The sequence below is a fragment of the Haloarcula limicola genome, from assembly GCF_010119205.1.
GTDB lineage: Archaea > Halobacteriota > Halobacteria > Halobacteriales > Haloarculaceae > Haloarcula > Haloarcula limicola.
This window is the reverse complement of the sequence record NZ_WRXM01000001.1, coordinates 296,152-322,082: the sequence shown is the minus strand read 5'-3', so window position 1 is coordinate 322,082 and position 25,931 is coordinate 296,152. Positions and strand designations below refer to the sequence as shown.

The 25,931-nt window shown below is 68.8% G+C and carries 31 protein-coding genes; 20 read left to right on the top strand and 11 right to left on the bottom strand.

Annotated elements, in window-relative coordinates; translation table 11 throughout:
• The 3 genes from GO488_RS01725 to GO488_RS01715 all read left to right on the top strand — a co-directional run bounded on the left by GO488_RS01725 (position 1) and on the right by GO488_RS01715 (position 2,327).
• Entirely contained in the window at positions 1-795 is a 795-nt protein-coding gene (locus tag GO488_RS01725) for an enoyl-CoA hydratase/isomerase family protein (RefSeq protein WP_162316083.1), read from the top strand.
• Between the two features lie 73 nt (positions 796-868).
• Positions 869-1,768, top strand: coding sequence for a ferritin family protein (locus tag GO488_RS01720; RefSeq protein WP_162316082.1), 900 nt, complete (start codon positions 869-871; stop codon positions 1,766-1,768).
• 46 nt (positions 1,769-1,814) lie between these two features.
• Entirely contained in the window at positions 1,815-2,327 is a 513-nt protein-coding gene (locus tag GO488_RS01715) for a winged helix-turn-helix domain-containing protein (RefSeq protein WP_162316081.1), read from the top strand.
• 23 nt (positions 2,328-2,350) lie between these two features.
• On the opposite strand, the gene GO488_RS01710 is transcribed toward GO488_RS01715, so the two are convergent.
• Positions 2,351-2,632, bottom strand: coding sequence for a UPF0058 family protein (locus tag GO488_RS01710; protein ID WP_162316080.1), 282 nt, complete (start codon positions 2,630-2,632; stop codon positions 2,351-2,353).
• A 74-nt stretch (positions 2,633-2,706) separates the two neighbouring features.
• Positions 2,707-2,922 carry a DUF7120 family protein gene (locus GO488_RS01705; RefSeq protein WP_162316079.1) on the bottom strand — a complete coding sequence of 72 codons (216 nt, stop codon included), beginning with the start codon at positions 2,920-2,922 and terminating at the stop codon, positions 2,707-2,709.
• A 213-nt stretch (positions 2,923-3,135) separates the two neighbouring features.
• Between GO488_RS01705 and GO488_RS01700 the strand changes: the two genes are divergently transcribed.
• Both GO488_RS01700 and menD read left to right on the top strand, forming a co-directional pair.
• On the top strand, positions 3,136-4,473 hold the full coding sequence (locus GO488_RS01700) for an isochorismate synthase (RefSeq protein WP_162316078.1): 1,338 nt from the start codon (positions 3,136-3,138) through the stop codon (positions 4,471-4,473).
• 3 nt (positions 4,474-4,476) lie between these two features.
• Positions 4,477-6,261: a 2-succinyl-5-enolpyruvyl-6-hydroxy-3-cyclohexene-1-carboxylic-acid synthase gene (gene menD, locus GO488_RS01695; protein WP_162316077.1), complete on the top strand. Its 1,785-nt coding sequence runs from the start codon at positions 4,477-4,479 to the stop codon at positions 6,259-6,261.
• Here the strand turns inward: menD and GO488_RS01690 are convergent.
• The 3 genes from GO488_RS01690 to GO488_RS01680 are packed head-to-tail and all read right to left on the bottom strand — an operon-like array spanning position 6,245 to position 8,446.
• Entirely contained in the window at positions 6,245-7,036 is a 792-nt protein-coding gene (locus GO488_RS01690; protein ID WP_162316076.1) for a S1C family serine protease, read from the bottom strand. The genes menD and GO488_RS01690 overlap by 17 nt on opposite strands.
• Before the next feature lie 34 nt (positions 7,037-7,070).
• Positions 7,071-8,066 (bottom strand): J domain-containing protein, encoded by a 996-nt coding sequence (locus tag GO488_RS01685; RefSeq protein ID WP_162316075.1) that lies wholly within the window; start codon positions 8,064-8,066, stop codon positions 7,071-7,073.
• Between the two features lie 59 nt (positions 8,067-8,125).
• Positions 8,126-8,446, bottom strand: coding sequence for a DUF8066 domain-containing protein (locus tag GO488_RS01680; RefSeq protein ID WP_162316074.1), 321 nt, complete (start codon positions 8,444-8,446; stop codon positions 8,126-8,128).
• A gap of 82 nt (positions 8,447-8,528) precedes the next feature.
• On the opposite strand from GO488_RS01680, the gene GO488_RS01675 reads away from it, so the two are divergent.
• The 6 genes from GO488_RS01675 to GO488_RS01650 all read left to right on the top strand — a co-directional run bounded on the left by GO488_RS01675 (position 8,529) and on the right by GO488_RS01650 (position 14,448).
• Positions 8,529-9,431, top strand: coding sequence for a 1,4-dihydroxy-2-naphthoyl-CoA synthase (locus GO488_RS01675; RefSeq protein WP_162316073.1), 903 nt, complete (start codon positions 8,529-8,531; stop codon positions 9,429-9,431).
• Between the two features lie 360 nt (positions 9,432-9,791).
• Positions 9,792-10,751, top strand: coding sequence for a 1,4-dihydroxy-2-naphthoate polyprenyltransferase (locus GO488_RS01670; RefSeq protein ID WP_162316072.1), 960 nt, complete (start codon positions 9,792-9,794; stop codon positions 10,749-10,751).
• Positions 10,748-11,779 (top strand): mandelate racemase/muconate lactonizing enzyme family protein, encoded by a 1,032-nt coding sequence (locus tag GO488_RS01665; protein WP_162316071.1) that lies wholly within the window; start codon positions 10,748-10,750, stop codon positions 11,777-11,779. The genes GO488_RS01670 and GO488_RS01665 overlap by 4 nt, the downstream gene beginning before the upstream one ends.
• The gene (locus GO488_RS01660) at positions 11,772-13,265 is read left to right on the top strand and encodes a class I adenylate-forming enzyme family protein (RefSeq protein WP_162316070.1); all 1,494 of its coding nucleotides are present in this window, start codon (positions 11,772-11,774) and stop codon (positions 13,263-13,265) included. The genes GO488_RS01665 and GO488_RS01660 overlap by 8 nt, the downstream gene beginning before the upstream one ends.
• A 67-nt stretch (positions 13,266-13,332) precedes the next feature.
• Positions 13,333-14,070 carry an NRDE family protein gene (locus tag GO488_RS01655; RefSeq protein ID WP_162316069.1) on the top strand — a complete coding sequence of 246 codons (738 nt, stop codon included), beginning with the start codon at positions 13,333-13,335 and terminating at the stop codon, positions 14,068-14,070.
• A gap of 27 nt (positions 14,071-14,097) precedes the next feature.
• On the top strand, positions 14,098-14,448 hold the full coding sequence (locus tag GO488_RS01650) for a helix-turn-helix transcriptional regulator (protein WP_162316068.1): 351 nt from the start codon (positions 14,098-14,100) through the stop codon (positions 14,446-14,448).
• Between the two features lie 100 nt (positions 14,449-14,548).
• On the opposite strand, the gene GO488_RS01645 is transcribed toward GO488_RS01650, so the two are convergent.
• From GO488_RS01645 to GO488_RS01630, 4 genes are all read right to left on the bottom strand, one after another.
• Positions 14,549-14,986, bottom strand: a complete 438-nt coding sequence (locus GO488_RS01645) for a hypothetical protein (RefSeq protein ID WP_162316067.1) — start codon at positions 14,984-14,986, stop codon at positions 14,549-14,551.
• A 40-nt stretch (positions 14,987-15,026) separates the two neighbouring features.
• The gene (locus GO488_RS01640; RefSeq protein WP_162316066.1) at positions 15,027-15,371 is read right to left on the bottom strand and encodes a DUF8060 family membrane protein; all 345 of its coding nucleotides are present in this window, start codon (positions 15,369-15,371) and stop codon (positions 15,027-15,029) included.
• Positions 15,368-16,384, bottom strand: coding sequence for a DUF7490 domain-containing protein (locus GO488_RS01635; RefSeq protein WP_162316065.1), 1,017 nt, complete (start codon positions 16,382-16,384; stop codon positions 15,368-15,370). The genes GO488_RS01640 and GO488_RS01635 overlap by 4 nt, the downstream gene beginning before the upstream one ends.
• A 63-nt stretch (positions 16,385-16,447) precedes the next feature.
• Positions 16,448-17,203 carry a DUF2797 domain-containing protein gene (locus GO488_RS01630; RefSeq protein WP_422111211.1) on the bottom strand — a complete coding sequence of 252 codons (756 nt, stop codon included), beginning with the start codon at positions 17,201-17,203 and terminating at the stop codon, positions 16,448-16,450.
• 75 nt (positions 17,204-17,278) lie between these two features.
• Here GO488_RS01630 and GO488_RS01625 point away from each other — a divergent pair, with 75 nt between their 5' ends.
• The gene (locus tag GO488_RS01625) at positions 17,279-17,734 is read left to right on the top strand and encodes a YbhB/YbcL family Raf kinase inhibitor-like protein (protein ID WP_162316063.1); all 456 of its coding nucleotides are present in this window, start codon (positions 17,279-17,281) and stop codon (positions 17,732-17,734) included.
• A gap of 31 nt (positions 17,735-17,765) precedes the next feature.
• Here the strand turns inward: GO488_RS01625 and GO488_RS01620 are convergent, their stop codons facing one another.
• Positions 17,766-18,116, bottom strand: a complete 351-nt coding sequence (locus tag GO488_RS01620; protein ID WP_162316062.1) for a hypothetical protein — start codon at positions 18,114-18,116, stop codon at positions 17,766-17,768.
• A gap of 61 nt (positions 18,117-18,177) precedes the next feature.
• Positions 18,178-19,104 carry an NAD-dependent epimerase/dehydratase family protein gene (locus tag GO488_RS01615; protein WP_162316061.1) on the bottom strand — a complete coding sequence of 309 codons (927 nt, stop codon included), beginning with the start codon at positions 19,102-19,104 and terminating at the stop codon, positions 18,178-18,180.
• A gap of 85 nt (positions 19,105-19,189) precedes the next feature.
• On the opposite strand from GO488_RS01615, the gene GO488_RS01610 reads away from it, so the two are divergent.
• The 8 genes from GO488_RS01610 (at position 19,190) to GO488_RS01575 (ending at position 25,904) form a co-directional block, all read left to right on the top strand.
• Entirely contained in the window at positions 19,190-19,891 is a 702-nt protein-coding gene (locus GO488_RS01610) for a DsbA family protein (RefSeq protein WP_162316060.1), read from the top strand.
• Complete coding sequence (locus GO488_RS01605) at positions 19,888-20,436, top strand: tRNA (cytidine(56)-2'-O)-methyltransferase (RefSeq protein ID WP_162316059.1); 549 nt, start codon at positions 19,888-19,890, stop codon at positions 20,434-20,436. The genes GO488_RS01610 and GO488_RS01605 overlap by 4 nt, the downstream gene beginning before the upstream one ends.
• A gap of 84 nt (positions 20,437-20,520) precedes the next feature.
• The gene (gene tfe / locus GO488_RS01600; RefSeq protein WP_162316058.1) at positions 20,521-21,051 is read left to right on the top strand and encodes a transcription factor E; all 531 of its coding nucleotides are present in this window, start codon (positions 20,521-20,523) and stop codon (positions 21,049-21,051) included.
• Positions 21,051-21,722, top strand: coding sequence for a DUF2110 family protein (locus GO488_RS01595; protein ID WP_162316057.1), 672 nt, complete (start codon positions 21,051-21,053; stop codon positions 21,720-21,722). The genes tfe and GO488_RS01595 overlap by 1 nt, the downstream gene beginning before the upstream one ends.
• A 3-nt stretch (positions 21,723-21,725) precedes the next feature.
• Positions 21,726-22,523, top strand: coding sequence for a DUF5803 family protein (locus tag GO488_RS01590; RefSeq protein WP_162316056.1), 798 nt, complete (start codon positions 21,726-21,728; stop codon positions 22,521-22,523).
• A gap of 274 nt (positions 22,524-22,797) precedes the next feature.
• Positions 22,798-23,493 (top strand): competence/damage-inducible protein A, encoded by a 696-nt coding sequence (locus GO488_RS01585; RefSeq protein WP_162316055.1) that lies wholly within the window; start codon positions 22,798-22,800, stop codon positions 23,491-23,493.
• A gap of 198 nt (positions 23,494-23,691) precedes the next feature.
• Positions 23,692-24,765, top strand: a complete 1,074-nt coding sequence (locus GO488_RS01580) for an ATP-NAD kinase family protein (RefSeq protein ID WP_162316054.1) — start codon at positions 23,692-23,694, stop codon at positions 24,763-24,765.
• A gap of 104 nt (positions 24,766-24,869) precedes the next feature.
• Positions 24,870-25,904 (top strand): phosphate signaling complex PhoU family protein, encoded by a 1,035-nt coding sequence (locus GO488_RS01575; protein ID WP_162316053.1) that lies wholly within the window; start codon positions 24,870-24,872, stop codon positions 25,902-25,904.
• Positions 25,905-25,931 lie beyond the last annotated feature (27 nt).

Below are 25,931 nucleotides of genomic sequence, written 5' to 3'. Positions count from 1 at the left end.
ATGTCTGCCGACGACGTGGTGCTCGACATCACAGGCGACGTCGCCACCGTGACGCTCAACCGACCGGACGTGCGGAACGCGCTGGCGGTCGACACCGCCCGCGAACTCACCGACCGCTTCGAGACCATCGCCGACAGCGACGCCCGCTGCGTCGTCGTCGAGGGGGCCGGTCCCGCCTTCTGTGCCGGCGGCGACATCGGCGCGATGATCGAGGGCGTCGCCGAGGACCAGCCGCCGGCCGACCGCGCCGAACTGGTCGTCTCGGCCATCAACGCCGCGGTGGAGTCCGTCTACGACTGCCGTCTCCCGGTCGTGGCGAAGATCGACGGGCCGACGTTCGGGGCCGGCGCGGGGCTGGCGCTGGCATGTGACCTCCAACTGGCGAGCCCGGAGGCGAAGATCGGCTTCGGCTTCCGACAGGTCGGGCTCGCCATCGACTCCGGCGTCTCCTACTCGCTGCCGCGCGTCGTCGGCCCGAACAAGGCCAAGGAACTCGTCTTCACCGGCGAACTGCTGGACGCCGACGCCGCCCGCGAACTCGGAATCTTCACGCGCCTGTTCGAGGAAGGCTCCTTCGAGGAGGGCGTCGAGAACCTCGTGACGACCATCGCCGAGGGACCGACCGTCGCGCTCACGCAGGCCAAGCGACTGCTGGACCGGGGCTCCGAGGGGACCTTCGAACAGGCGCTCGACCGCGAGGCGACCGCGCAGGGCCTCGCCTTCACGACTGACGATCACGAGGAGGGCGCGACGGCGTTCATGGAACAGCGCGACCCCGAATTCGAGGGACGTTGAGCGAGCGAAAGCGGTCGGGCGACACCGGCTCGTATCGTCAACCCTTTTCTACTATGGGGTTGACGAGGCGCGTATGTCCGACGACACGTTCCGGTTGGCGGTGAATCGCGACGACCGGTCGTTTCGGTACTACCGCAACGCAGTCGAACGCCACTGGGACCCGGCCGACGTCGATATCGCGCGGGACCGCGACCCGCTGGTCGACGCCCACCCGAAGACGTTCGAAAACTTCCGAGCGACGGTAGCGAAGTTCGGCGCGGGCGAGCGAGCGGTGACCGAAGACCTCGCGCCGCTGGCCGTCGCGCTCTCGGACGCCGAGTCGCAGGCGTACCTCTCGACGCAGCTGTACGAGGAGGCCCGTCACCTCGACTTCTTCGAGCGCTACTGGCGCGAAGTCGTCAACCCCGTCGAGGAGGCGCGCGGCCTCGACCCCACCTCGCCGACCGAGGACCGCTGGATCAACGCGGCCTACGACGAACTGCTCGCCCGCACCGACGAGGCGATGCACCGCCTGCTGGAGGCGGATACGCCGGAGAATCGCGCCGTCGCCTACTGCCATTACCACTTGACCATCGAAGGCATTCTCGCACAGACGGCCTACTGGGGGCTGCAACGGAGTTTCGGTCCCGGCGAGTCCGACCTCCCGACGCTGCCGGGATTCACCGAGGGGATTCGGGCCATCCGGAGCGACGAGGGCCGACACGTCGGCTTCGGGATGTCGCAGTTGAAGGAGCTGGTCGCCGACGGCGTCGACCCGCAGCTGCTGCACGACACGGTCAACGAGCTCCTGCCGCTGGTCCAGCGGACGACCACCGACGGCGTCAGCGCGGGTTCGAGCCGCGAGACGCCGGGTCCATCGGCCGCCGACCTCCAGACGTACGCCGCCGAGAAGCACACCGAGCGGATGGAGCAGATAACCGACGAATCCGCCTCCCTCCCGGACGTAGAGACGCTGGTCGCGCTGGAGAGCTGACCGTGCGAGCCACAACTGTCAAATCCGCGGATAGTCGAGTGTCCGTATGGTAGCCGAGACTCCGGACTGGGAGTTCAAAGAGCGGGACGTTCACATACTGCGGGAACTCGCCGCCGAACCCCAGCGGTCCTCGCGCGAGCTCGCGGACATCCTCGAGACGAAGTACGACATCGACGTCTCGCACGTCACCGTCAGCGAGTCCATCCGGAAGATGCGCGAGGAGGACGTCTTCCGGGAGGCCATCATCCCCAACGAGTCGCTGTTCAACTTCGCGCTCTTCGAGTTCAAGTTCAACCCCGAGCACTTCGCCGACGCGTGGCACGACGCGATGGTCGCGATCCGCGACGACGAGCACACGCTCATCTACTTCCTCTCCGACGGGGAGTACCAGTGGAAATCGGTGATGATGTTCCCCACCCGCACCGCCGAGTCCCGGTGGATCCACGAGTTCTACAAGAACCACGGCGACGTCGTCCAGAACGTGCGCAACTCCGTCGTCCACAACGTTCTGAAGTTCCAGACCGACCCGGAGATGTTCACCGCGCTACACGAAGAGTAGAGAAGAGAGACAGAGAGTCCGGCTCAGAGTTTCCGCTCGGCGTCCTCGGCCAGTTCCTTCATCCGCTTGCCGACTCGCCCGGCGTCGGAGAACTCGTCCTCGCTCATCGCCGTCGCCAGCGCGTTGCCGAGGACGAAGACGGCGTGTTTGTGCTCGCTCTTGGACTTGTGTACGTCCGAGGGGCGGACGTCGAGCTCGTCGTAGGGGTCGAACAGCGACGGGTCGACGCTGTCCATCTCGTCGCGGAAGAACTCCATGATCGTCACCATCTGCTCGTGAAGCTCCAGTAGCTCGTCTTTGTGCATATTGTGATGTGTATTCGACGGGACTCGTATAAGAATTGCTTGGGAGAGGGTACCAGACTGGCACGGTCCGCCGATCAGAAGACGTACTCGTCGTCGTGACCCATCATCCCGTCTTCCTCGAATCCGGGTTCCTCGTCCTCGTCCTGCGGGCCGGACGTCTTGTACGCTTTCAGCCCGGTGGAGAGGAGGTCTTCGATGGCTTCCTCGCGGTTGAGGAACTCGCCTCGCTCGACCAGCTGAGCGATCTGCATCTCTAGATGTTCCGGGACGTTGATCTCTACCTTTGGCATCGCAACGTTGCCACCTTTGGGGAAGGCATATTTAAACCTGACGGGGGTCGTTACGGTATTGGACAATTATTACTCCGTTCCAGAATGATTTGGTTTTCGAAATCTTATATTCAGTTCCCATATCGCGAACCAGCGGCGGGTCAGCGAGCGGTGGGGCACCGCCGGTTTCGGGTATAGTCAGGCTCAAAGGGACGGCATCCTAAGACCGACGTGATGGAACCACTGCGTGGTGACGAGCGGACGGTGGGCGAGACGGCGGTCGTCACGCGCGGTCGTCGAGTCGAGCGCGGGGCGACCCGAGCTGTTCTCGACGCCGAGACGCGTCCGACGTTCGCGTGGGCCACCGGTTCGGAGACGGTCGCCGCGAGCGGTGCCGCCGCCCTCGTGACCGCCGGCGGGTCCTCGCGCTTCGCCGACGTGCAGACGGCCGCCGAGGGGCTCTTCGACCGCTGTGAGGTCTCGGCGGAGCTCCCGAGCGCCGCGCGCCCCCGCCTGTTCGGCGGCTTCGCCTTCCACGAGGGCGACCGCGACGGCGACGACTCCCCGTGGGACGGCTTTCCCGGAGCCGCGTTCTTCCTCCCCGAAGTGCAAGTGACCGAGCGCGACGGCGAGACGTGGCTCACGACGACGGGGACCGGCTCGTCGGCCGAGGCCGACGCCGACCGACTGCTCGAGACGTGGCACGACCGGCTGGCCGACGGCGCCGCGTCGCCCCGGGCCGACCCGCCGGGCGTGGACGCCCGCGAACGAACCCCCTCGCAGGCCGTCTGGCGCGAGCAGGTAGGCAACGCGCTGGAGCGAGTCGACAGCGGCCGCCTCCAGAAGGTCGTCCTCGCGCAGGCGCTGCGCGTGAGCCTGCGCGGAGCGCTATCGGTCCCGGCCGTCCTCGACCGGCTGGCCGAGACGTACCCCGACTGCTACCGGTTCATGTTCGCGCCGCCCGGCGACGGGACGTTCTTCGGCGCGACGCCGGAGCGACTCGTCTCGCTCCGGGGCCGAACTGTCAGGACCGAGGCGCTGGCCGGGTCGACCGGCCGCGGTGACACCCCCGCCGAAGACGAGTGGCTGGCCGCGGAGCTGCTCGACAGCGAGAAGGACGTCCACGAGCACCAGCTCGTCGCCGACGCCATCCGCGACCAGCTGGAGCCGTTCGCCTCCTCGGTGCGCATCGGCGAGCGGACCGTCCGTCGACTGGCGACGGTCCAGCACCTCAGAACGTCGATCACCGCCGAGCTCGAAGAAGACGAACACGTCCTCTCGCTGGTCGAAGCCCTCCACCCGACGCCGGCGGTCGGCGGCTTACCGCCGGACGAGGCCCTGCGGACCATCCGCGAGACGGAGGCCTTCGACCGCGGGTGGTACGCCGCGCCCGTCGGCTGGGTCGACGCCGCCGGCAACGGGACGTTCGCCGTCGGAATCCGCTCGGCGGTCGCCCGCGACCGAACGGCCACGCTGTTCGCCGGGGCCGGCATCGTCGCCGACAGCGACCCCGACAGGGAGTGGGACGAAGTGCAGCTCAAGTACCGTCCGATGCTGGACGAACTGGAGTGACAGATGGGGTATCCGAACGTCAACACGCTGTGGGCCGAGACGCTCGCGGAGGAACTCGCCGCCGGCGGCGTCGACGCGGTCTGTCTCTCGCCGGGCAGCCGCTCGACGCCGCTGACGGTCGCCTTCGCCGAACACCCCGAGATACGGACGTTCTCGCACCTCGACGAGCGCTCCGCGGCGTTCTTCGCGCTCGGTCGCGCGCGCCGGACGGGAAAGCCGACGCCGCTGGTCTGTACCTCCGGAACCGCCGCCGCGAACTTCCACCCGGCGGTGATCGAAGCCGATCAGTCCGGCGTGCCGATGCTCTTGCTCACGGCCGATCGGCCGCCGGAACTCACGGATAGCGGCGCGAACCAGACCGTCGACCAGGAGAAGCTGTACGGCGACGCGGTCCGCTGGTACCGGGACATGCCCGAGCCCGAGGCCGAACCCCGAAAGGTCAGGATGCTGCGAACCACCGCCGCTCGGTCGCTCGCCGCGGCGACCGGCAGTACTCCCGGCCCGGTCCACCTCAACTGCCGCTTTCGCAAACCGCTCGAACCGACGCCGGTTCCCGACGACGACCCGGAGGGCGTACCCGACGACTGGGCCGACGGCGACCGATCGGCCGCGGAGGGTCGGGACGGCCCGTTCGTCCGGACCGAGCAGGGGCGACCCGAACTGCCGGCCGACGAGGTCGTCCGCGTCGCTCGCGCCGTCGAGGCCGCCGACCGGGGGCTCCTCGTCGCCGGTCCGGCCGACGACGGCCTCGCGCCCGAAGCGCTCGAAAAGCTCGCGGCAGCCACCGGCTTCCCGGTCCTCGCGGACCCGCTGTCTGACCTCCGGTTCGGCCCGCACGTCGACCGCCTCGACGCGCCGGTCTGTGGCGGCTACGACGCCTACCTCGGGTCCGACGCCGTCGCGTCGTGGGCCGACCCCGACGTAGTGTTGCGCTTCGGCGCGTCGCCCACGTCCAAGCCGCTCCGGCACTCCCTCCGGGACTCGGACTGCCGCCAGTTCGTCGTCGACCCGGCGGGCGGGTGGACCGAAGCGGAGTTCACCGCCTCGGACCTGCTGGTCGCGGACCCGAACGCCACCGCGAGCGCTCTCGCGGAACGCGTGACGGCCCGCGGCGAGGCGTCGTGGCGGAGGCGGTTCGCCGCCGCGGAGCGCGCTCACTGGAACGCGGTCGAGGACGCGCTCGCGCCCGGCGAACGCTACTGGGAGGGCGGCGTGCTGGCCGACGCGGCCCGGCTCGCGCCCGACCCGACGACGCTGTTCGTCTCCAACAGCATGCCCGTCCGCGACCTGGACCGCTTCGGCCGCCCTCGAACCGCGAATCTCACCGTGCTGGGCAACCGCGGAGCCAGCGGGATCGACGGCATCACGTCGACGGCGCTCGGCGCTGGCAGCGCGACGGACGACCCGCTAGTGCTGGTGACCGGCGACCTCGCGTACTACCACGACATGAACGGGCTGCTCGCGCTGGGTCGCTGTGGCGTCGACGCGACCATCGTCCTCGTGAACAACGACGGCGGCGGCATCTTCGGTATCTTACCTATCGCGGAGCACGACACCTTCGAGTCGCAGTTCCGGACGCCACACGGGCTGGACTTCGGCCCGACGGGCGATCTCTACGGACTGGAGTTCCGCCGCGTCGGGGACCGAGCGGCGTTCGAAGAAGCGTTCGAGAAGTCGGTCGATAGCGCGGGCACGCAAGTCATCGAGATCCAGTTCGATTCCGGGGAGAGCCACGACCGGCGCGAGGAGCTGACCGAGCGCAGCCGCCGGGCTATCGCCACTCGCTGAGCGACTCTTCGAGGGTCCCCTCCGGGACCGCCGTCGTCTCGCCCTCGGTCTCCGGGAGTTCGGTGAAGGCCGTGTCGTTCTTGCTGAAGTCCGGTCGGTCGCCGCCGGTCGTGCTCCCCGAGACGACGCCGACGACGTCCCCGTCGAGGGTGACGAGCGGGCCGCCGCTGTTGCCCTGCTGGACCGGCACCGTCGAGAGCAGCCAGTCGATGCCGCGGGGTCGCCGATAGAAGCGCCCGAGCGTGATGAGCCACTTCCCGAGTCGCCCCGGGTGGCCGACCGTGATCAGCGGGTCGCCGTACTCGAGGTCGGCCGAGTCGCCGAGCGAGAGCGTCGGGACCGACACGTCGGTTTCGAGGAGCGCGAGGTCGGGCCGCATGTCCTCGTAGTAGCCGACTCGCTCCGCGGTGCCGGTCGTCTCGTCGAACGTCTCGACGGACATCGACGGCGCGCCCAGTACGACGTGAGCGTTCGTGACGATCTGTCCGTCGCCGACCGCCCATCCCGTCCCGCGCCGGCGGTCGGTCTCCAGGACGACGACCGAATCGCGAATCTGCCGTCCGGTCTCGGACGCCCGTTCCCTCGTCGCCTCGTCGAACGGTTCGGTCGGCGGGTCTCTCCCGTCGACCTGATCGCCGGCCGCCTCCGCCGCCGTTCGAACTCGCTCTTCGAGCGCGGAGCCGTCGTCCGGGAGTCGTTCGACGACGCCGGAGCAACCGGAGAGTCCGGCCGCGGCGGCGAGCGACGCGAGGACCGAGCGGCGTGACCGGGCCATACCGCATCGAGGTGGCCCGAACGTATAGGGGTTATCACAACCGCAGGACGGAGAACGTCAGCACCGAGAATCCGAAGGGCAGCCACGTCCCACAGAGCGCGACGATCCCGACGATGGAGAGGAAGCCGACGTCGAGCGCGAGCAGCGCCAGCGGCGTGACGAGGCTCCAGCCGCCGAAGACGAGCAGCGCGACGCGCGGCATCGACTGGAGGTAGCCGACAACCAGCAGTCCGCACGCGCCGACGATGGCGTTGACGTAGAGCGGAAAGCCCGGCATCACCGTGGTGAACAGTAGCGCGGGGTAGAGGACGGCCATGAGCCCGAGCATCGTCAGTTCGCTCCCGGTCGGAAAGAGACGGACGCGGCGCTGGCTGACCTCGACGCTCTCCCTAACGGTGTATCCCGCGGAGGCGTTCCACACGCCGCCATCGCGGTCCCCGGCGGCTCCCGCGGCCGTAGCGCCCGTATCGGTCCCGTCTGTCGCCGTCCCGCTCGTCGTCGTCGCAGTAGCAGACGTCTCCGTCGTGCCCGCTCCCGCTGTCCCCGTCTCCGCCGTAACCTCGGTTCGGCTCGCGGCCCCCGCGACGGTCTCTCGCTCGGCCCTCTCCTCGCGGACGCGTTCGCTCGCCCGCCGCTCGCGTCGCGTCCGGTCGCCGCTCCGCCGTCGAGCGCGCCCGTCGGTCTCGTCGACCGAACGGTCGGCGTCGCCCGTGTTCGATGCCCCCCGGTTCGACTGTTCGCTTCCCCCTCCGTAGCCGGCGTTCCGCGCCGCTCTAGCGACGTCGCTACCGCCCGGCTCGGGCCCGTCGCCGACGTAAGCGGCGTGGCCGACCCTGTCGTATCGCGCTCGCTCCGCCTCGTCGGCGAGGACGTCGCGGGCTTCGACGAGCCTGCGGGTCGCGACGCGAGCGTCGGCGTCGTCGCTCACGTCGGGATGGGTCTCCTTCAGGCGCTCCCGATAGGCCGATTCGATCTCGTCGGTCGTCGCGTCCTCGGCGACGCCGAGTACCTCGTAGAACGTCTCGCTCATGGAGGGCTGGTGTGCCATCCACTCCGAAACAGCCGCGTAAAAATCCACCTCCCCGATTATCAGAACTCTCGATCCGGCTCTCGCCGGGCGTCCGTCGACCGGCCGGTCGCCGTCGCCTCGGTCGCTTCCGCTTCAGTCGTCCCGGTAGTTCGGGTAGTCGCGGGGTCCTCGACGCGTTGCCGAGCCAGTTGCTCCAGCGCGCTCGCGATGCGCGCGAGGACGAGAACCAGTCGGTAGAACAGGTAGACGCTCCAGATCGCGAAGACGAGGAGTAACCCGAAGAGAATCTCCGCTTGTATCACGAGGCTGTACGCGAGGACCAGCACCGAGAGCGCCGCGAGTCCGATCTTGAGCGTTCGGTCGTTCGTTTCGGAGGGCATGCGTTCTCCTCGTGCTCTAACCACCTATAAAAACGTTCGCCGTACGGCGAATCTTTTTGCGGGGCGCACCATCATGCTCGGTATGGTCTCAGAGCTATTCGATCCCGACCGCTGGGAACCCGTCGAGCGCTTCGACTTCACCGACATCACCTACCACCGCTCGACGGAGACGGGCGCGGTCCGCATCGGCTTCGACCGCCCCGAGAAGCGCAACGCCTTCCGCCCGGAGACAGTGGACGAACTCTCCGAGGCGCTGGATCACGCGAAGCGCCTCACCGACGTGGGCTGTGTCCTCATCACCGGTAACGGCCCCTCCCCCAAGGACGACGGATGGGCGTTCTGTTCCGGCGGCGACCAGAGCATTCGCGGCGAGAGCGGCTACGAGTACGACGACGACGCTGCTATCGGTGACTCCGACGCCCCCGAGAACGTCGGTCGCCTCCACATTCTGGAGGTCCAGCGCCAGATCCGCCACATCCCGAAACCCGTCGTCGCCGTCGTCCCCGGCTGGGCCGTCGGCGGCGGCCACTCGCTGCACGTCGTCTGTGACCTCACCATCGCCAGCGAGGAGCACGCGAAGTTCCTCCAGACCGACCCCGACGTCGGCTCCTTCGACGGCGGGTTCGGCTCGGCGTATCTCGCCCGACAGGTCGGCCAGAAGAAGGCCCGCGAGGTGTTCTTCCTCGGGAAGACCTACGACGCCGAGGAAGCCGCCGAGATGGGCATGGTCAACGAGGCCGTCCCGCACGAGGAGTTAGAGGCCACCGCCATCGAGTGGGCCGAGCGCATGAACGAGAAGTCGCCGACGGCGATGCGGATGCTGAAGTACGCCTTCAACCTGGATTCCGACGGCATGGTCGGCCAGCAGGTCTTCGCCGGCGAGGCGACCCGGCTCGCCTACATGACCGACGAGGCCCAGGAGGGCCGCGACGCCTTCAACGAGGGGCGAGAGCCGGACTTCGACGACACCCCGTGGCACTACTAAACGACCTTTTTCGACGGGGGCATCGGGCGCTTCGCGCCCTCAACCCCCGCCCAAAAACGTCCTCAGAAATCGAAGATTTCTGATGGGCTGCGTCAGAGCAGAGCTCTGACGAACGTCGATGAAAAAGGCCGGAATCGCCGGAGGCGATTCCGGTACGAGTCGGTCGCAACTACCGCGACCGCTGACTGTCGACCGCTTACCGCACCGCTACCGCAACAGGGACGCTCTCAGATCCTGTTTCCCGAGCGCGAGGGTCCTCTAGTTCTCCGTGCCGTCTTCGAGCGTGGCGGTGCCCGACCGCCCGGCGTCCCGCCCACCGAACCACAGTCGCTTTGGGGGTAGCGTCCCGAGTTCCGCCCAATGAGTGCAGCGACGGCAGACGTCTCGAAGCGGAAAGCGTGGCTCATGGCGGCCCGGCCACAGACGCTCCCCGCGGGGGCCGCGCCGGTCGTCGTCGGTATGGGGGTGGCCGTCCACGCGGACGTGTTCGCCCCGATTCCGGCGCTCGCGGCGCTGATCGGGGCGCTGCTCATCCAGATCGGGACGAACTTCGCCAACGACTACTACGACGCGGTGAAGGGCGCGGACACCGACGACCGCGAGGGCTTTACGCGCGTGACCGCCGGCGGCCTCATCGAACCCGACGCGGTCAAGCGAGCGATGATCCTCACCTACGCGCTGGCCGTCGTCGTCGGCGTCTACCTCGTCGCCATCGGCGGGTTACCCATCGTCGTCGTCGGTCTCTCGGGCATCGCTGCCGGCGTCCTCTACACCGGCGGCCCCTTCCCCTACGGCTACCGGGGACTGGGCGACCTGTTCGTCTTCGTCTACTTCGGGCTGGTCGCAGTGACGGGGACCTACTACGTGCAGGCGGTCGCGAGCATGCCCGCCGTCGGGACGTTCCCGATGGGCCTCCCCGCGGGCAGCGTCACCGCCGCGGCGATAACTGCGAGCCTCCCCGCCGCCGGCCTCTCGACGGCCATCCTCGTCGTCAACAACGTCCGCGACCGCGAGACGGACATGGCCACCGGAAAGAAGACGCTGGCCGTCTATCTCGGCTACGGCTGGAGCCGCGTCGAATTTCTCGCCGTCGTGGGCATGGCCTACGTCGTGCCGATCCTGTTCGCGCTCGACCCCGAGTACGGACTCTGGGCGCTCGCGCCGCTCCTCTCGCTCCCGCTTGCCGCATCGGTGACGAAGACGGTGCTGACCCACACCGACGGCGAGGCGCTGAACCCGGCGCTGGAACGCGTCGGCCAGACGCTGTTCGTCCACTCGCTGCTGTTCGCCGCCGGCCTCGCCCTCCCTCGATTCCTATGACTGTCGAACCGTTCTCGCTCCCGCTGGCGTCGCCGCTCGAAACCGCCGGCGGGACCATCGACGAGCGCAGGGGATTCGTGGTTCGGAGCGACCACCGCGGCGAGACCGGCGTCGGCGAGGCGACGCCGCTGCCCGGCTGGACGGAGTCGCTGGACGACTGCCGGACAGCGCTCGATACCGCCTCGGTGGCTGACTCCGGTGCGCTGCGCGAACTCGACGCCGCCGAAGTGCCAGCGGCCCGCCACGGGGCCGCCACCGCGATGCTGGACGCCGACGCGCGAGCCGACGGTCTTCCCCTCTATCGGTGGTTCGACGCCGACCGCCGCTGTCGGTCGATCCCGGCCAACGCCACCGTCGGCGACGGGACGGCCGAGGAGACCGTCGCGGCCGCAGCCGAAGCGGTCGAGTCGGGCTTCGGGTGCTGTAAGCTGAAAGTCGGCGGGCGCTCGGTCGAGGAAGACGTCGAGCGCGTCCGAGCGGTCAGAGAGGGAATCGGCGAGGACGTGACGCTCAGGGCCGACGCCAACGGCGCGTGGACCCGCTCGGAGGCCGAATCCGCGTTCGATCGCTTCGCGTCGCTCGGAGTCGAATACGTCGAACAGCCGCTCGCGGCCGACGACCTCGCCGGCCACGCGGACCTCCGCGGCGGGAGCGTCGGCGTCGCCCTCGACGAGTCGCTCGCTCAGAAACGCGCTGGGGCCGTCTTCGACGCCGACGCGGCGGACGTGTTGATTCTGAAACCGATGGTACTGGGCGGGCCGGGCGACGCCTACACGCTGGCGATGCAGGCCCGCGAGCGGGGTATCGAGCCGGTCGTGACGACCACCATCGACGCCGTCGTCGCTCGCCTCGCCGCGGTCCACGTCGCCGCGGCGATTCCCGACGTGGCGGCCTGCGGACTGGCGACGGGCGACCGACTCGCCCGCGACCTCGCGGCAGACCCGGCGACCGTCTCGGACGGGCAGATTTCCGTTCCCCGATCCGCTGGTCTCGGCGTCGACCCTTCGGAGGTGCGAACCGATGCGTGAGCCGATGGAGTGGCCGACGCGGGACCTGCTGACCCATCGGGCCGAGACGACGCCCGAGCGGACCGCCGTCGTCGACGCCGACGAGGGCGAGACCGCGACCTACCGCGAACTGGACGCCGCCGTCGACGAGGTCGCGGCCGCGTTCGAGGCGCTGGACACGCCGAACCGCCGCGTCGCGACGCTGCTGGACACCCGGCCGGCGGTCGGTCGCCTCCTGTTCGGGGCGATGCGCCGCGGACTGACGCTCGCCCCGCTGAACGTCGAACTCGACGTCGAGACGCTCGGAACGCAGTTGGAGGCGCTCGACGCCGACGTTCTCGTCTGCGAACGGGACACCGAGAAACTCGCGGCCGAGATAGCGGACTGTCCGGTCGTCTCGGTCGACGCTCCCGACGACAGCGGCGTCGGGCGCTTGCTCTCCGACAAAGCGGTCGAGGCCGGCAGGACCGTCGAGCCGGTCGAGCTGGACCGCGACGCGACGCAGCTCGTGCTGTTCACCTCGGGGACGACCAGCGACCCGAAGGGAGTCCGCCTGACAGTCGGCAACCTCGTCGCCAGCGCGACGGCCTCGGCGTTCCGGCTCGGCGTCTCGCCGGGCGACCGCTGGCTGGTCTGTCTCCCGACCTACCACATGGGAGGGATCGCCCCGTTCGTCCGCTGTGTCCTCTACGGGGCGGCCGTCGCCGTCCAGCGGGAGTTCGACCCCGAAGGGACCGCCCGCGTTCTCGCCGAGGAGGAGATCACAGGCGTCTCGCTCGTCCCGACGATGCTCAAACGGCTCGTCGAGTCCGGGTGGACGCCCGACCTCTCGCTTCGGTTCGTCCTGCTCGGCGGCGGGCCGACGCCGCGCTCGCTCGTCGAGCGCTGCCGAGAGCGCGGGATTCCGGTCTGTCCCACCTACGGGATGACCGAGACGGCCTCGCAGATCTCCACCGCACGGCCGGAGACGGCCTTCGAGTATCCGGACACGGTCGGGCAACCGCTCGTCTGTACCGACGTGACGGTCCTCGGCGAGGACGGCCCGGTCGGACCGGGCGAGCGCGGCGAACTCGTGGTCTCCGGCCCGACGGTGACGCCGGGGTACTTAGCCGACGAGGCGACCGCGGCGGCGTTCGGCCCGCACGGCTTTCACACCGGCGACCTCGGCTATCGCGACGAAGACGGCCGCCTCTGGGTGGTCGGACGTGCGGACGACCGCATCGTCACCGGCGGCGAGAACGTGGACGCGGGCGCGGTCGCGGCGGCGATCCGCGGCTGCCCGGGCGTCGCGGACGCCGCCGTCGTCGGCCTACCCGACGAGGAGTGGGGCCAGCAAGTCGCGGCGCTCGTCGTCGGCGACGCCGAATTGGAGGCGGTTCGGGACCACTGCCGGGCCGAACTCGCGCCGTACGAGGTCCCGAAGACGATCCGACGGACCGAGGCGCTCCCGCGGACCCCGTCGGGGACGGTCGATAGGGACGCCGTCGCCGCGCAGTTGCAGGAGTGACGACCGAGGAGACCGGAACGATCCCCGCGGCCAAGCGGTTTTCTACCCGTAGCGCCTACACGAGGGCGTGTGCACTATCGTCCTCGCGTGGCAGGTCTTCGAAGACGCGCCGGTCGCGTTCGCCGCCAACCGCGACGAGCGCGTCGACCGCCCGTCGGAACCGCCCGCGCCGCGTCACTGGGGGTCCCGCGTCGTCGCGCCCGCCGACGAGGAGGCGAGCGGCACTTGGGAGGGCTACAACGAACACGGCCTCCTCGTGGCGCTCACGAACCGCTGGGTGGACGCCGACCTCGCCGGCGAGCGCTCCCGAGGGCTCCTCGTCCGTGACTGTCTGGGCCACGAGACCGCCGAGGACGCCGCCCGCGCCGTCGAGGGGGCGCTCCGCGAAGCCGAGTACGAGGGGTTCAACCTCCTCTTGGCCGACGAGAACGCGGCGCTGCTCTTCGAGTGGGACGGCCAGCTCGCTGTCCGGAATCTGAACCCCGGCGTCCACGTCGTCGTCAACGTCGGCGCGGACGGCGACTATCGGATTCCGAGCGGCCGGGCCGACGCCGGGGAGGAGCAGGCCGCCAACGCCGACCGGCTCCGGGACCACCTGCAGGCCGAACCCGGCGAGACGGTCGACGCGTGGCTGGATCGCGCGGGCGAGACCATCGGCGACCACGAGTACGGCGTCTGCGTCCACGGCGACGGCTTCGGGACGCGGTCGTCGTCGCTCGTTTCACTCGGCGAGCACCCGCGATACGACTTCGCGGACGGGCCGCCCTGCCGAACGGCGTATCGCCCCGTCGAAGGTCAGATTTAAGCGGCCGACCGTCAGTATACACTACACATGAGTTCTGCAGCGTCGGAGGCGGACCTCTCCGAGGACGAACTGGCCGGGCTTGAACTCATCCGCGAGTCCGGCGGCGTCCACCAGAGCGACTTCTGGAAGGACCTGGACGTCTCCTCCCGGAAGGGCAGTCGCATCGTCGAGTCCCTCTTCGAGAAGGGTCTCATCCAGCGCGAGGAGACCATCTACGAGGGGCACAACACGTACTACCTCACGCCCGCCGCCCGCGACCTCGACTTCTCGCTTCTGATGGCCGGCGACATGCTCTCGCCGTTCATCGGCGACGAGGAGGTCGACCCGCACGACGACACCTTCTCGCAGTGGGTCATGAACCTCGCCTACCAGGGCTGAGACAGCGGGCAGAGGGCGACTCGTTTCGCCGTCCACAGACCGCACAGCCGCCGCTGCGGCGTCGATAAAACGGAGAACCGGAGACGGAAACCCCGAGACGTCAGTCTTCGAGCGCGTCGGCGATGCGGTCGAGCGAGCGTCGCACGTCGTGGACCTCGTCGCGGAGCTTTCGCATCTCGCGGGTGAGTTCCTCGTTGTCGCTGCCGCCCTCGGCCTCGCGGCCGGGTCCGGGTTGGCCGCCGGGGCCGCCGCCCATGCCGCCGGGACCCGCGCCGCCGGGGCCGCCGCCGCCCATCATGCCGCCCATCATCTGCGCGAACGGGTTGCCGCCACCGCCGCCCATGCCGCCGGGACCGCCACCGCCGCCCATCATCTCTTCCATGCGCTCCTCGCGGCTCATCTCTCCTTCTTCGCCCTCTTCGCGCTCCTCGGCGCGCTGCTGGCGGATCTCTTCGACCCGCTCGCGGAAGGATTTCTCCTCGTCACCGTCGTCGCTCGATTCGGGCGCGTCGTCGGCGTTCTCTGGTTCGTCTGCCATACCTCCGGGTTCGGCTGGGTCGCTGAAAAGGATTGTCGTGTCAGGAGAGCCGGCGCGCGACGGCCGAGATGCCGATGCCACACGAGAGCAGGACGACGAGGTTGAACCCCGCCATGAACAGCGGCCGGTATCGGCGGGTGACGAACGTGTCGACGGCCGCCGACACGGAGAAGTAAAGCCGGAACGTGGCCACCAGCGCGACGAGGGCGAGGACCGTCAGCGCACCCCATTCGAGGTACTCGACGGCGGAGCGACCGGCGTCGGTGCCGTCCGCGTCGATCGCGTCGCTCGACGGTCGATCGGCCTCGGGCGGGCGGGTGTCGTCGGCGTCGTCTTGCCTCTGGTTGGTCGATACGGTCGAATCAGTGGGTGTGTCCTCGGTCATGCGTGCCTCCGTGCGAGTCCGAGCGTCGCGGCGGCGAGTGCGACGAGCGCCGCGAGAGCGGTGAAACCGGGACCGCTCCCGCCAGCAGTCGACGCCTCTTCTCGCTCACTCATCCCGCCGTCCTCGGCCGACTCCTCCTCGAAGTCGCCGGAATCGAAGCCGACGTCGCGCCGCGTCTCGTTCGCCGTCAGCGTCTCCTCCGGATCGAGGTTCGCGGGCGCGCTCTCCGTGGCGACGATGACGCCGTCGGACCGGAGGATGCCGTCCAGCCAGTAGTTGTAGCCGTCGGGAACGGCCAACGCGGTGCTGACCGTCCGTGTCCGCCCGGGGCGAATCTGACCCACTCGGAGCGTCGACTCGTCGGCGACGACGTTCGAGTCGGCCTGCCTCGCGCGCACTCGGAGCGAGAGGCCGCCGGCCGGGTCGTCGCCGCTGTTGGTGAGATACGCCGTCACGTTCAGCGTCGTCTCGCCGTCCGCCACGTCGACGATGCGGTAGGAGATCGCGCGGAGCGGCGCGTTCGCGTTCTCGAACCGGTGAAACGCCACCATCGAGCGGGCGTACGCCGGCGTCAGCGCGTCCACGTTCCGGACCGTCCGCCGCTGGACGGAGACGCGCCGGCCGTCTTCTGCCACCGCCGTCTCGATGCGGTAGTCGCCGTCGCGCTCGACGGTGAGGTTCCGGGTGAACGAGACGTCCCGTTCGCCGGTCACGTCGCCGAGCGCCTGCCGTTCGGTCGTCGCTACCAGTCCGGTGTCGGCGTCGATCGCTCGCGTCACGACGGTGACGTTCTCGGCCGCCCCGCCTCGGTGTTCGAGCGAGGAAGTGAGCGAAAGCGTCACTGTCTCACCCGTGACGTCGCGGGCGTCGACGTAGGACTCGCGGAGGTCGAGGTGGCTCGGACGGACGTCCTCGGTCGGCTCCGAGAGGACGCCAGGGACCGCCGTCGCGCCGGCGACCATCGTCAGCGTGAGGAGGGCGATGGCACCGGCGAGTAGTACATCGCGTCGCACGGGTATGAGCGCGATACCCTCCGATAAATGTTTTGTGCACGACGTGACCGGTGTTAATTGAATCTATCCGAACGCGCCGAGGCTCGACTGGAGGTCCCGGTCGGTGCCGCCGTCGGTGAGCTCGTAGCCGACGAGCTGTCGCAGATCGACGGCGTACGTGCTACCGTTGTTGTCGATGACGGCGACCCGACCCTTGGTGCCCCGGACGGTGCCGGTGGCGAGCGTCTCGGCCATCGGGCGCTTCGCCAGCGAGAGCCCGTAGTCGAACTCGTAGGTCGAGAGCGGGTCGTACTCGGCAAGCAGACCCTCCCAGAACGCGTCGTCGACCGACTCGTCGAAGCCGGCGATCTTCGTCGGGACGCGGACTCGGTCGCCGAGTTCCCCGGCGATGTCGGCCTCGATCTGCCGGGCGATGCGGCCGTCAGCGACGGTTCGGAGGTGGGCCGCACGGTCCGCGCCCTGTTCGCGGAGGCGGGTCTCCAGCCGCCAAGAGCGGGTGACGCCCACCTTGACGGTGTCGGGAGCGAAGGCGGCCAGATAGACGGCGTGCTTCTCGTCGCAGGCCTCGATGGGTTTGTCACACTCGCCGGTACAGCGCGCGCAGGGCCACCTGCTCGTGTGTTCCGGGCAGTATGGGGCGGACGGGTTCTCGCAGGCATGATGGACCTCGCCGTCGACCTCGCCGGCGCAGTGGCGCTCGCCCAGCGAGTACGAGAGCTCGGTCCCCGGGTTCAGCCGTTCGAGGCTGACGCTCCCCTCCTCGGCTAGCAGGAGGCCAGCGTGGTCTTCGACGCGCGAGCGGTACCCGACGACCTGCACGGAAGCGGGTTGGCGACCGACGGGCAAATGGCTACCGGGACGAGGCTTTTGCACGTTGGGAAGTACTGTCTAGGCATGGCGGACCTCGAACTCACGAGCCCGGCGTTCGACGACGGAGCGCGCATCCCCGAGGAACACGGCTACGCGGCGGGAAACGTCAGCCCGCCGCTGCGGATACAGAACGCCCCGGCGACGGCCGAGTCGCTCGTCTTGATCGTCGACGACCCCGACGCGAAGGAACCGGCGGGGAAGGTGTGGGACCACTGGCTCGTCTGGAACATCCCGGCGGGCACGCGCGAGCTCGCGGCGGGCAGGACGCCCGACGGGGCGACCGAGGGCCAGAACGACTTCGGGGAGGTCGGCTGGGGCGGACCGAACCCGCCCGACCGCGAGCACACCTATCGGTTCCTCCTGTACGCGCTCGATACCACGGTCGCGCTCCCGCGAGGGGCGAATAAGGAACAGCTCTACGACGCCGCCGAGGGGCACGTCGTCGGCAAGGCGGAGCTGACCGGGACGTTCTCGCCGTAGGCGCGCGGCGGTCGGACGGGACTCCCCGTCGTCACTCGCCTCGGAGAGCGGTGCTCCGTCGCTCCACGTAGAGGTCGACGGCCGCGCAGATCCCGAGACAGACGTACAGGGTCGGGAGGTCCGACGAGGAACCGGCGAGGAGAGCGACGCCACCGAACCCGCCGAGCAGTATCGCGCCGCTTCGCCTGTAGTGGGGGACGCGCTCGTGAATTCGAGGAACGGCCGCGCCGAACAGATACAGCGTCTGCACGCCCAGTAGGGAGACCGCGACCAGGTCGTCTCCCGCGCGGACGGCTCGCCCGACGAGCGCAGCGCTGAGAAGCGTGAGGAGGGCGCAAACGACCGACGCACTATCGAAGTCCGACGGCCACGGAGCGGGCATACGTACCTGCCTACGAAGCGAGATAGAAAAGTATCGCCCTTGCGAGGGTTGGCTCCGCCGTTCAGAGTTCCGCGATGAGTTCCCGCGCCGACTGGCGAACCGCGTCGTCGCTCGACTGGTCGGGCTCCCAGCCCAGCGCCGCGAGCTTGTCGATAGAGAGGCGCATCCGCGGGACGTCGCCGGTCCAGCCGCGGTCGCCGCCGGTGTACTCGTACTCGGGATCGATTCCCATCTCGTCGGCGACGATGTCGGCGATGCGGTCGACGGAGGTGGTCGTGCGCGTGCCGAGGTTGAACACGTTGTGGTCGGCGTCCGCGTGGGCGACGGCGTACTCCATCGCCTCGACGCACTCCGAGACGTGCATGTAGGACTTCTGCTGGCGACCGTCGCCGAGGATCGTGAGCGAGTCGGGGTTCTCGCGCAGTTTCTCGACGAAGTCCGGGATCACCGCCCCGCGCAGTCGCGGCCCGACGATGTTGGCGAAGCGGAACACCCACGACTGGAGGTCGTGGCTGTGTGCGTACGTCGATATCAGGGACTCCTCGGCGAGTTTCGTCGCGCCGTAGACGCTGATCGGTTCGAGCGGGGCGTAGTCCTCGGGCGTGGGTCGCGGAGCCTCGCCGTATACCGTCGAAGACGACGTAAACACGAGGTTGTCGACGCCCGCGTCGTCCATCCGTTCGAGGAGGTTGTACGTGATCGTGCTGTTGTCCTCGAACTGCCGCCGCGGCGCGTCGGTGTCGACGAGCTTCGAGGCCGCGAGGTGGACGACGAGGTCCGTCTCGGCGGTGACCGCGTCCTCGACGACGGTGGGGTCGGTCAGATCGCCCTCGACGACGGACGCCTCGTCGTGGACCCACTCGCGGTTCCCGCCCGAACAGTCGTCGGCGACGACGACGTCGTTGTCGTCGACGAGTCGCTCCACGAGGTGACTGCCGATGAAGCCGGCACCGCCCGTGACGACGATTCGCTTCCCTTCGAGTTCCATACGCGCACTGTCGCGGGACCGCCAAATAGCGTTCCGGTACGGGGATGCCAACGTCGTTTTATAGCTCGCGTCGTGAAAGGAGGGTATGACGCGCCTCAGTCGCCGCGGATTCCTCGCAAGCAGCGTCGCCCTCGCGGGAGGTCTCACGGGCTGTTCCGGACTCGGCTCGACCGGACCAACCGGTGAGGGGAGTGCCGACGGCAGCGACGGGAGCTCCGGCGGAACCGGCTCGACCGACGGGACGGGGACGGCCGCCGGCGACCTCCTCCCCGCGCCGGTCGCCGGCGACCCGGACGCCGACGTGACCGTCACGGCCTGGGAGGACTACGCCTGCCCACACTGTCAGACGTACTCCACGACGGTGTATCCGAAGGTGAAGTCCGACTACCTCGACAGCGGGTCGATCCGCTACGAGTTCCACGACTTCCCCGTGATGGACAGTCAGGTGACGTGGCAGGCCGCCAACGCCGCCCGCGCGGTGCAGGTGGAAGCCGGCGACGAGGCGTACTTCACCTACTCGAAGCGCCTCTACGAGAACCAGCGTCGCCTCGGCCCGGACGTCTACGCCGAGCTCACCGACGGGCTCGACGCGGGCGGCGACGCCGTCAGGCAGGCCGCGACGAACCGGACGTACGACCCCACCATCAAGGCCAGCAGGCAAGCGGCCATCGACAAGGGACTCCGAGGGACGCCGGCGGTGATCGTCGACGGGAACGAGGTGGCGTGGGAGAACGAGATCGCCTACGCGCCGGTCCGTGACGCCATCGAGAGCGCGCTGAACGGATGAAAGGCGACCACGACGTGACGGTCCTCCGGCTCGGTCATCGACCGGGCCGGGACGAGCGGATGACCACCCACGTCGGTCTCACCGCGAGAGCTCTGGGTGCGGACCGGATCGTGATGGCCGGGTCCGCGCGGGACCGGACGGACACCATCGTCGACATCACCGAGCGCTTCGGCGGCCCGATGGCCGTCGAGACGACCGCTGAGCCGAAGGGGTTCATCCGTAACTTCGAGGGGACCGTCGTCCACCTGACGATGTACGGCGAGCCGATTCAGGACGTGGAGGGGGAGATCCGCGACGCACACGCCGACGGCCCCCTCCTGCTCGTCGTCGGCGCGGAGAAGGTCCCCTTCGAGGTGTACGAGCGGGCCGACTTCAACGTCGGCGTGACGAACCAGCCCCACTCCGAAGTGGCGTCGCTGGCCGTCTTCCTCGACCGGCTGTTCGAGGGCCGAGAGCTCGACCGCGAGTGGGAGGACCCCGACCGCGTCGTCGTGCCGATGGAGACCGGCAAGCGGGTCGTCGACCCCGACGAGCGGACGGAGTAGTCCGCGGCGCGGCTTCGACGACCGCGTCCCGAGCATCGGCCGGGTCCGGTGGGTTTAAACGCTTCACGGCCCGAACCTCAGCCAATGGCTTTTGAGGAACTCCTGGAGGATCCGGTCATACAGAAATACCTCCACGAGCTAGTCGGACCGAAGGGGATGCCGGTCGCCGCCGCGCCGCCGGACGGCGAAGTGACCGACGAGGAACTGGCCGAGGAACTCGGACTCGAACTCAACGACGTGCGCCGCGCGCTCTTCATTCTCTACGAGAACGATCTGGCGTCGTATCGCCGACTCCGGGACGAGGACTCGGGGTGGCTCACCTACCTCTGGACGTTCGAGTACGAGAAGATCCCCGAGCAGCTCGAAGAGGAGCTGTACCGCTTACTCGACGGGCTCGAAGAGCGCCGCGAGTACGAGCGCAACAACGAGTTCTACCTCTGTGAGAACTGCGGCATCCGCTTCGAGTTCGGCGAGGCCATGGAATTCGGCTTCGAGTGCCCCCAGTGTGGCAACCAGGTCGAGACCATGGAGAACACCCGTCTCGTCACCGCCATGGAGGACCGCATCGAGGAGCTCCGCGACGAACTGAACGTCGACGTGGACGCACAGGCCTGATGGTCGTCCTCGGCACCAAAGTGTACGTCACGGGCGACGCCCGTGACCGTGCGCTCGACGGACTGCGGTCGCTGGTCGCGAACGAACTCGGCGAACTCGACGTGGAGTTCGACGTCGGCCACCGGAAGGACGACTTCCCGACGGTCACTGTCGACGGTCCCGACGCCACCGTCGCCCGGAACCTGCTCCGCGAGGAGTTCGGCGAGGTCGTCACCACTCACGAGGCCGGCGAGACGTACGTCGGTACGCTCGACTCGTGGGACGACGATGGGTTCGTCTTGGACGTCGGATTCGGCCAGACGGTTCGGATTCCCGCCGAGAACCTGGACCTCGGGCAGGGCTCGCCCGAACAGATCCGCAAGCGCTTCGGGTTGGTTCAGCACATGCCGCTCCGATTCGTCGCCGGCGACGACCCGCGGCTCGCCGACGAGGAGGTTGACCGCCTCTACGACTGGACCCGGGGCAACGCCCGCGTCAACGCCAACAGCGTCACCCGATCGGAGGCCCGCGCGACGGTCAACCGGGCCGGGCACGCACAGGACATCGTCACCGTCGAGCGCATCGGTCTCCTCGAACAGAGCATCGTCTGCAACCCCGATACCGACGCGCCGGGCCTGCTGTCGGACATCGGGCGCTTCATGCCCTCGGAACTGCTCGCCGTCGTCCCCTGATACATGCACCGTCGCCACCTCGCTCTCGTCGCCGTTCTCGCCCTCGTCGGACTCTCCGGCTGTGCCGGGCTGTTCGGCGGCGGCGAAGTCTCGCCGGATCAGTTGAACCAGAACGCAAGCTACGACTGGGACGCGCAGGCCGACGTGAGCGTCACTCTGAACAAGTCGTCGTACGAGGCGGTCTACGCCGTCCGGAACAACGAGACCCTCGCGGTGTACGACCGCGACGGCCTCGGCAGGGAACAGAGCGTCCCCATCAGCGCGCTCAAGTTCCGATACGAGAACGGCACCGTCGTCACGCCGGCGAACTCCTCGATGAACGCGACGCAGAGCCGGAGCCAGACGACCATCAACTTCCCGGGCGAGGGTAACGTCACCGGACAGGTCGCCTACACCGCCCCCCGTAGCGGGAAGGCCTACGGGACGCCGACCCACCTCCGGGGAGCCACCTATGCGGTGACGCTGCCGCCGAACGGTCGCGTCGGCGTGCCGCTGCTCTCGCAGGTGAACCCCGGCGGCTACGAGACGAGCGTCGACGAGGCCACCGACCGCATGACCGTCAGCTGGCCCGACGGCGTCTCGGCCCAGCAGTTGCGGGTCCGCTACTACCTCCAGCGCGACCTCTACATCTTCGGCGGCCTCTTCGTCGTCGCCGTCGTCCTCGGCAGCATCGGCACGCTGTACTACTACCGGCAGGTGCAGTCGGCCAGACGCCGCCGGAAGGAAGCCGGCATCGACTTGGAGGAGGAGGAGACCGACGACGACATCGGCGACGACGGCCCGCCGCCGGGCATGCGCTAGCTACCGATAGACGGCCCCTTTCAGTCCCCACCCGCGTCGGTTGGTCGGTCAACTACGGGGTGGGACTGAAAGGGGCGACGCGCTCGACGCTGGCGCGGACCGACAAGCACCGAAGCCGAGCGTCAGCGAGGCGAGGCGCGCAGCGGCCGCACCGAGTCGAGCGCGTCGGGGCTTTCTGGGTGTTCGAGTCACGGTTTCCGGGGAACATCTCTCAGATAAAATAGATCCAAACGCTGACCGACAGTATTTGTGTCGGCGCGCCCTACCCCGCCGTATGCGCGTCGCGGTGGTCACGGTCGGGGACGAACTGCTCGCCGGGGAGACGGTCAACACGAACGCCGCGTGGCTGGGCCGGCAGTTAGCCGAGCGCGGCGTCACCGTCGAGCGGACGACCGTCGTCCCCGACCGGACCGCCGACATCGCCCGGGTCGTCAACGAGTACCACGCCGACTACGACGCCGTCATCGTCACCGGCGGCCTCGGCCCGACCCACGACGACGTGACCATCGAGGGCGTCGCGGCGGCGTTCGGCCGGGAGGTCGTCGAGAGCGAGGAGGCGCTCGCGTGGCTGGCGGAGAACGGCGGCTACACGCGAGAGGACCTGGCCGACGGGACCGGAGAGGTGCCCGAGGGCAGTCGCGTCCTGCCGAATCACGACGGCGTCGCGCCGGGCTGTGTCGTCGAGAACTGCTACGTCCTACCGGGCGTTCCCGACGAGATGAAGCGGATGTTCGAGGAGGTCGCCGACGAGTTCAGCGGCCAGCAACGGTACGTCCGCACCGTCGACGCCGCGGAACCCGAGAGCGCGCTGCTCTCCCGGATCGACGAGGTGCGGGGAAAGTTCGCCGTCAAGGTCGGGAGCTACCCCGGCGAGTACGTGACGGTCCGCTTCGAGGGGACCGACGAGTCGGCCGTCGAGGACGCGGCCGCGTGGCTGGGCGAGCGGGTCGAGCAGCCGGAGGAAGAGTGATTTTCAGCGGACGAGGTAGCGGTACCAGGCCGCGGTGAGGAGCAGCCCGCCGATGGTCAACACCGCGCCGGCGGCGCTGATGACGCCGGTCTGGACGCCCGTTTGCAGGAGTGAGATCATATCGGTGCCTTCTGTGGGCGGTGGCTTGAAAGGCACGTTCCCGGGCGTCTTTTGCCGCCGGGTGTCGTAGGCCCGCCAATGCGACGGATCGGCGTCGTGGTCAATCCCATCGCCGGCATGGGCGGCCGCGTAGGGCTGAAGGGAACCGACGGGAAGGTCGCCGAGGCGCGCGACCGCGGCGCGGAACCGCGCGCGCCGGAGCGGGCGCGCGAAGCGCTCACCTCGTTGGCCGAGGTGGGGACCGACGTAGAGCTACTGACCTACGGCGACCCGATGGGTGCAACTGAGGCCCGCGAGGCGGGATTCGACCCGACGGTGGTCGGCCACCCCGCGGACCCCGGCACGACGACGCCGGCGGACACGCGAGCGGCGGTGCGGGCGTTCGTCGAGGGCGACGCGGACGCGATCCTCTTCGTCGGCGGCGACGGGACGGCCGTCGACGTGGCCGAGACGCTCGACGAGTTAGACGACGAGACGCCGATGCTCGGCGTCCCGGCGGGCGTGAAGGTCTACTCCTCGGTGTTCGGCGTCTCGCCGCGGGCGGCCGGTCGCATCGCCGCGACGTTCACCGAGACGGAGCCCGCGGAAGTCAACGACATCGATGAGGACGCCTTCAGGGGCGGCGAGGTCGTCACCGAACTCCGCGCCGTGGCGACGGTGCCGGTGGCCGACCAGCGCCAGTCGGCGAAACAGCTCGGCGGCGGCACCGTCGAGACGTTGGCGGAAGGTATCGCGGAGGGCGTCCGCCCCGGCGTCACCTACGTCCTCGGTCCGGGCAGTACCGTCGGCGCGATAAAGGAGCGACTGGGTTTCGAGGGGACGACCCTCGGCGTGGACGTCTGGCGGGACGGCGAACTCCTCGCGAGGGACGCCGCCGAGTCGGACATCCTCGACGCGCTGGGCGAGGAGAACGTGATCGTCGTCTCGCCCATCGGCGGGCAGGGGTTCGTCTTCGGCCGCGGAAATCAACAGCTCTCGCCCGAGGTGATTCGCCGGTGCGAGATCGAGGTCGTCGCCTCCCGCCGGAAGCTCGACGAGATCGGGACGCTGCGAGTCGACACCGGCGACGCGGCCCTCGACGCCGAGCTGGCCGGCTGGCTCAAGGTCCGCGTCGGCCGATTCGAACGGCGTCTCGTCGAGGTGCTGGCGTGACGAGCGTGGAAAAATAGACCTACACGACTATTGATTGTATTCGTTCGAGCATATTAAGTGGCGTATAGTGAAGATTAAGGTCTACCGCGAATAACAAAGGCCATATGGAAACGCGGAAAGTGCAGCGGCTGGGTCCGTCGACGCTCGCGATGACGCTACCGTCGGAGTGGGCCGGCGAGCACAACGTCGAGAAAGGAGACGAAGTGTCGCTTCGGATGGGCGGGAAAGGAACGCTGACCGTTCTCCCCGAATCCGTCCAAACGGAGGAGTCGGAGGCGATAATCCACGCCGAGAACCTCTCTGCCGACGCCGTCGAGCGGGCGATCGTCGCCCAGTACGTGCTCGGCCGGCGCATCATCCACGTCGAGGCGCCGGAGGGGGAGACGCTCGAATCCGCCCACATCAACGCCGTCTACAACGCCGAGACCCAGCTCATGGGACTGGGCGTCATCGAGGAGACGCCGAACCGCATCACGATCCGGTGTTCGGTCGACCCCGAGGACTTCACGCTCGACAACCTCCTCGAACGGCTGGAGTCGACCGGCTCGACCATGCGAAACGAGGCGATCAAGGCGCTGGCTCACGGTAACCCCGACCTCGCCCAGCGGGCGCTCAACCGGGAGCGACAGGCGAACAAGATCTTCGTCCTCCTCCTGCGCCTCATCTTCACCGCCTATCAGAACCCCAACCTCGCGCGGGCGGTGGGACTCGAGGACGGCTTCCCGCTCATCGGCTACCGCTCCATCGCGAAGAACCTCGAACTCACCGCCGACAACGCCGAGGACATCGCCGAGATCGCCCTGGAGACCACCGACCACTCGCTGGACGTCGAGAGCTCGACGATGCGTCGCATCCGCGACTTCACCGACGAGGTCAACGAGATAACCGGCCTCGCGGTGCAGGCCGCCGTCGAGCGCGACTACGACACCGCGATCCGGGTGCGCGAGACCTACTCCGAGATCGGCGACAAGGAACACGACATCCTCGGCGACCTCCCGGAGATGGACAACGAGAGCCTGCTGCAGGTCCGCGAGGTGCTCGTCAGCCTCCAGCAGACCGCCGAATACGCGGTCAGGAACGCCGAGATAGCCACGAACCTCGCGCTCGACGAGGAGTCCGAACACACGACCATCCGGTGAGCCGTCGCCGGCGTTTCGGTTCGCTCC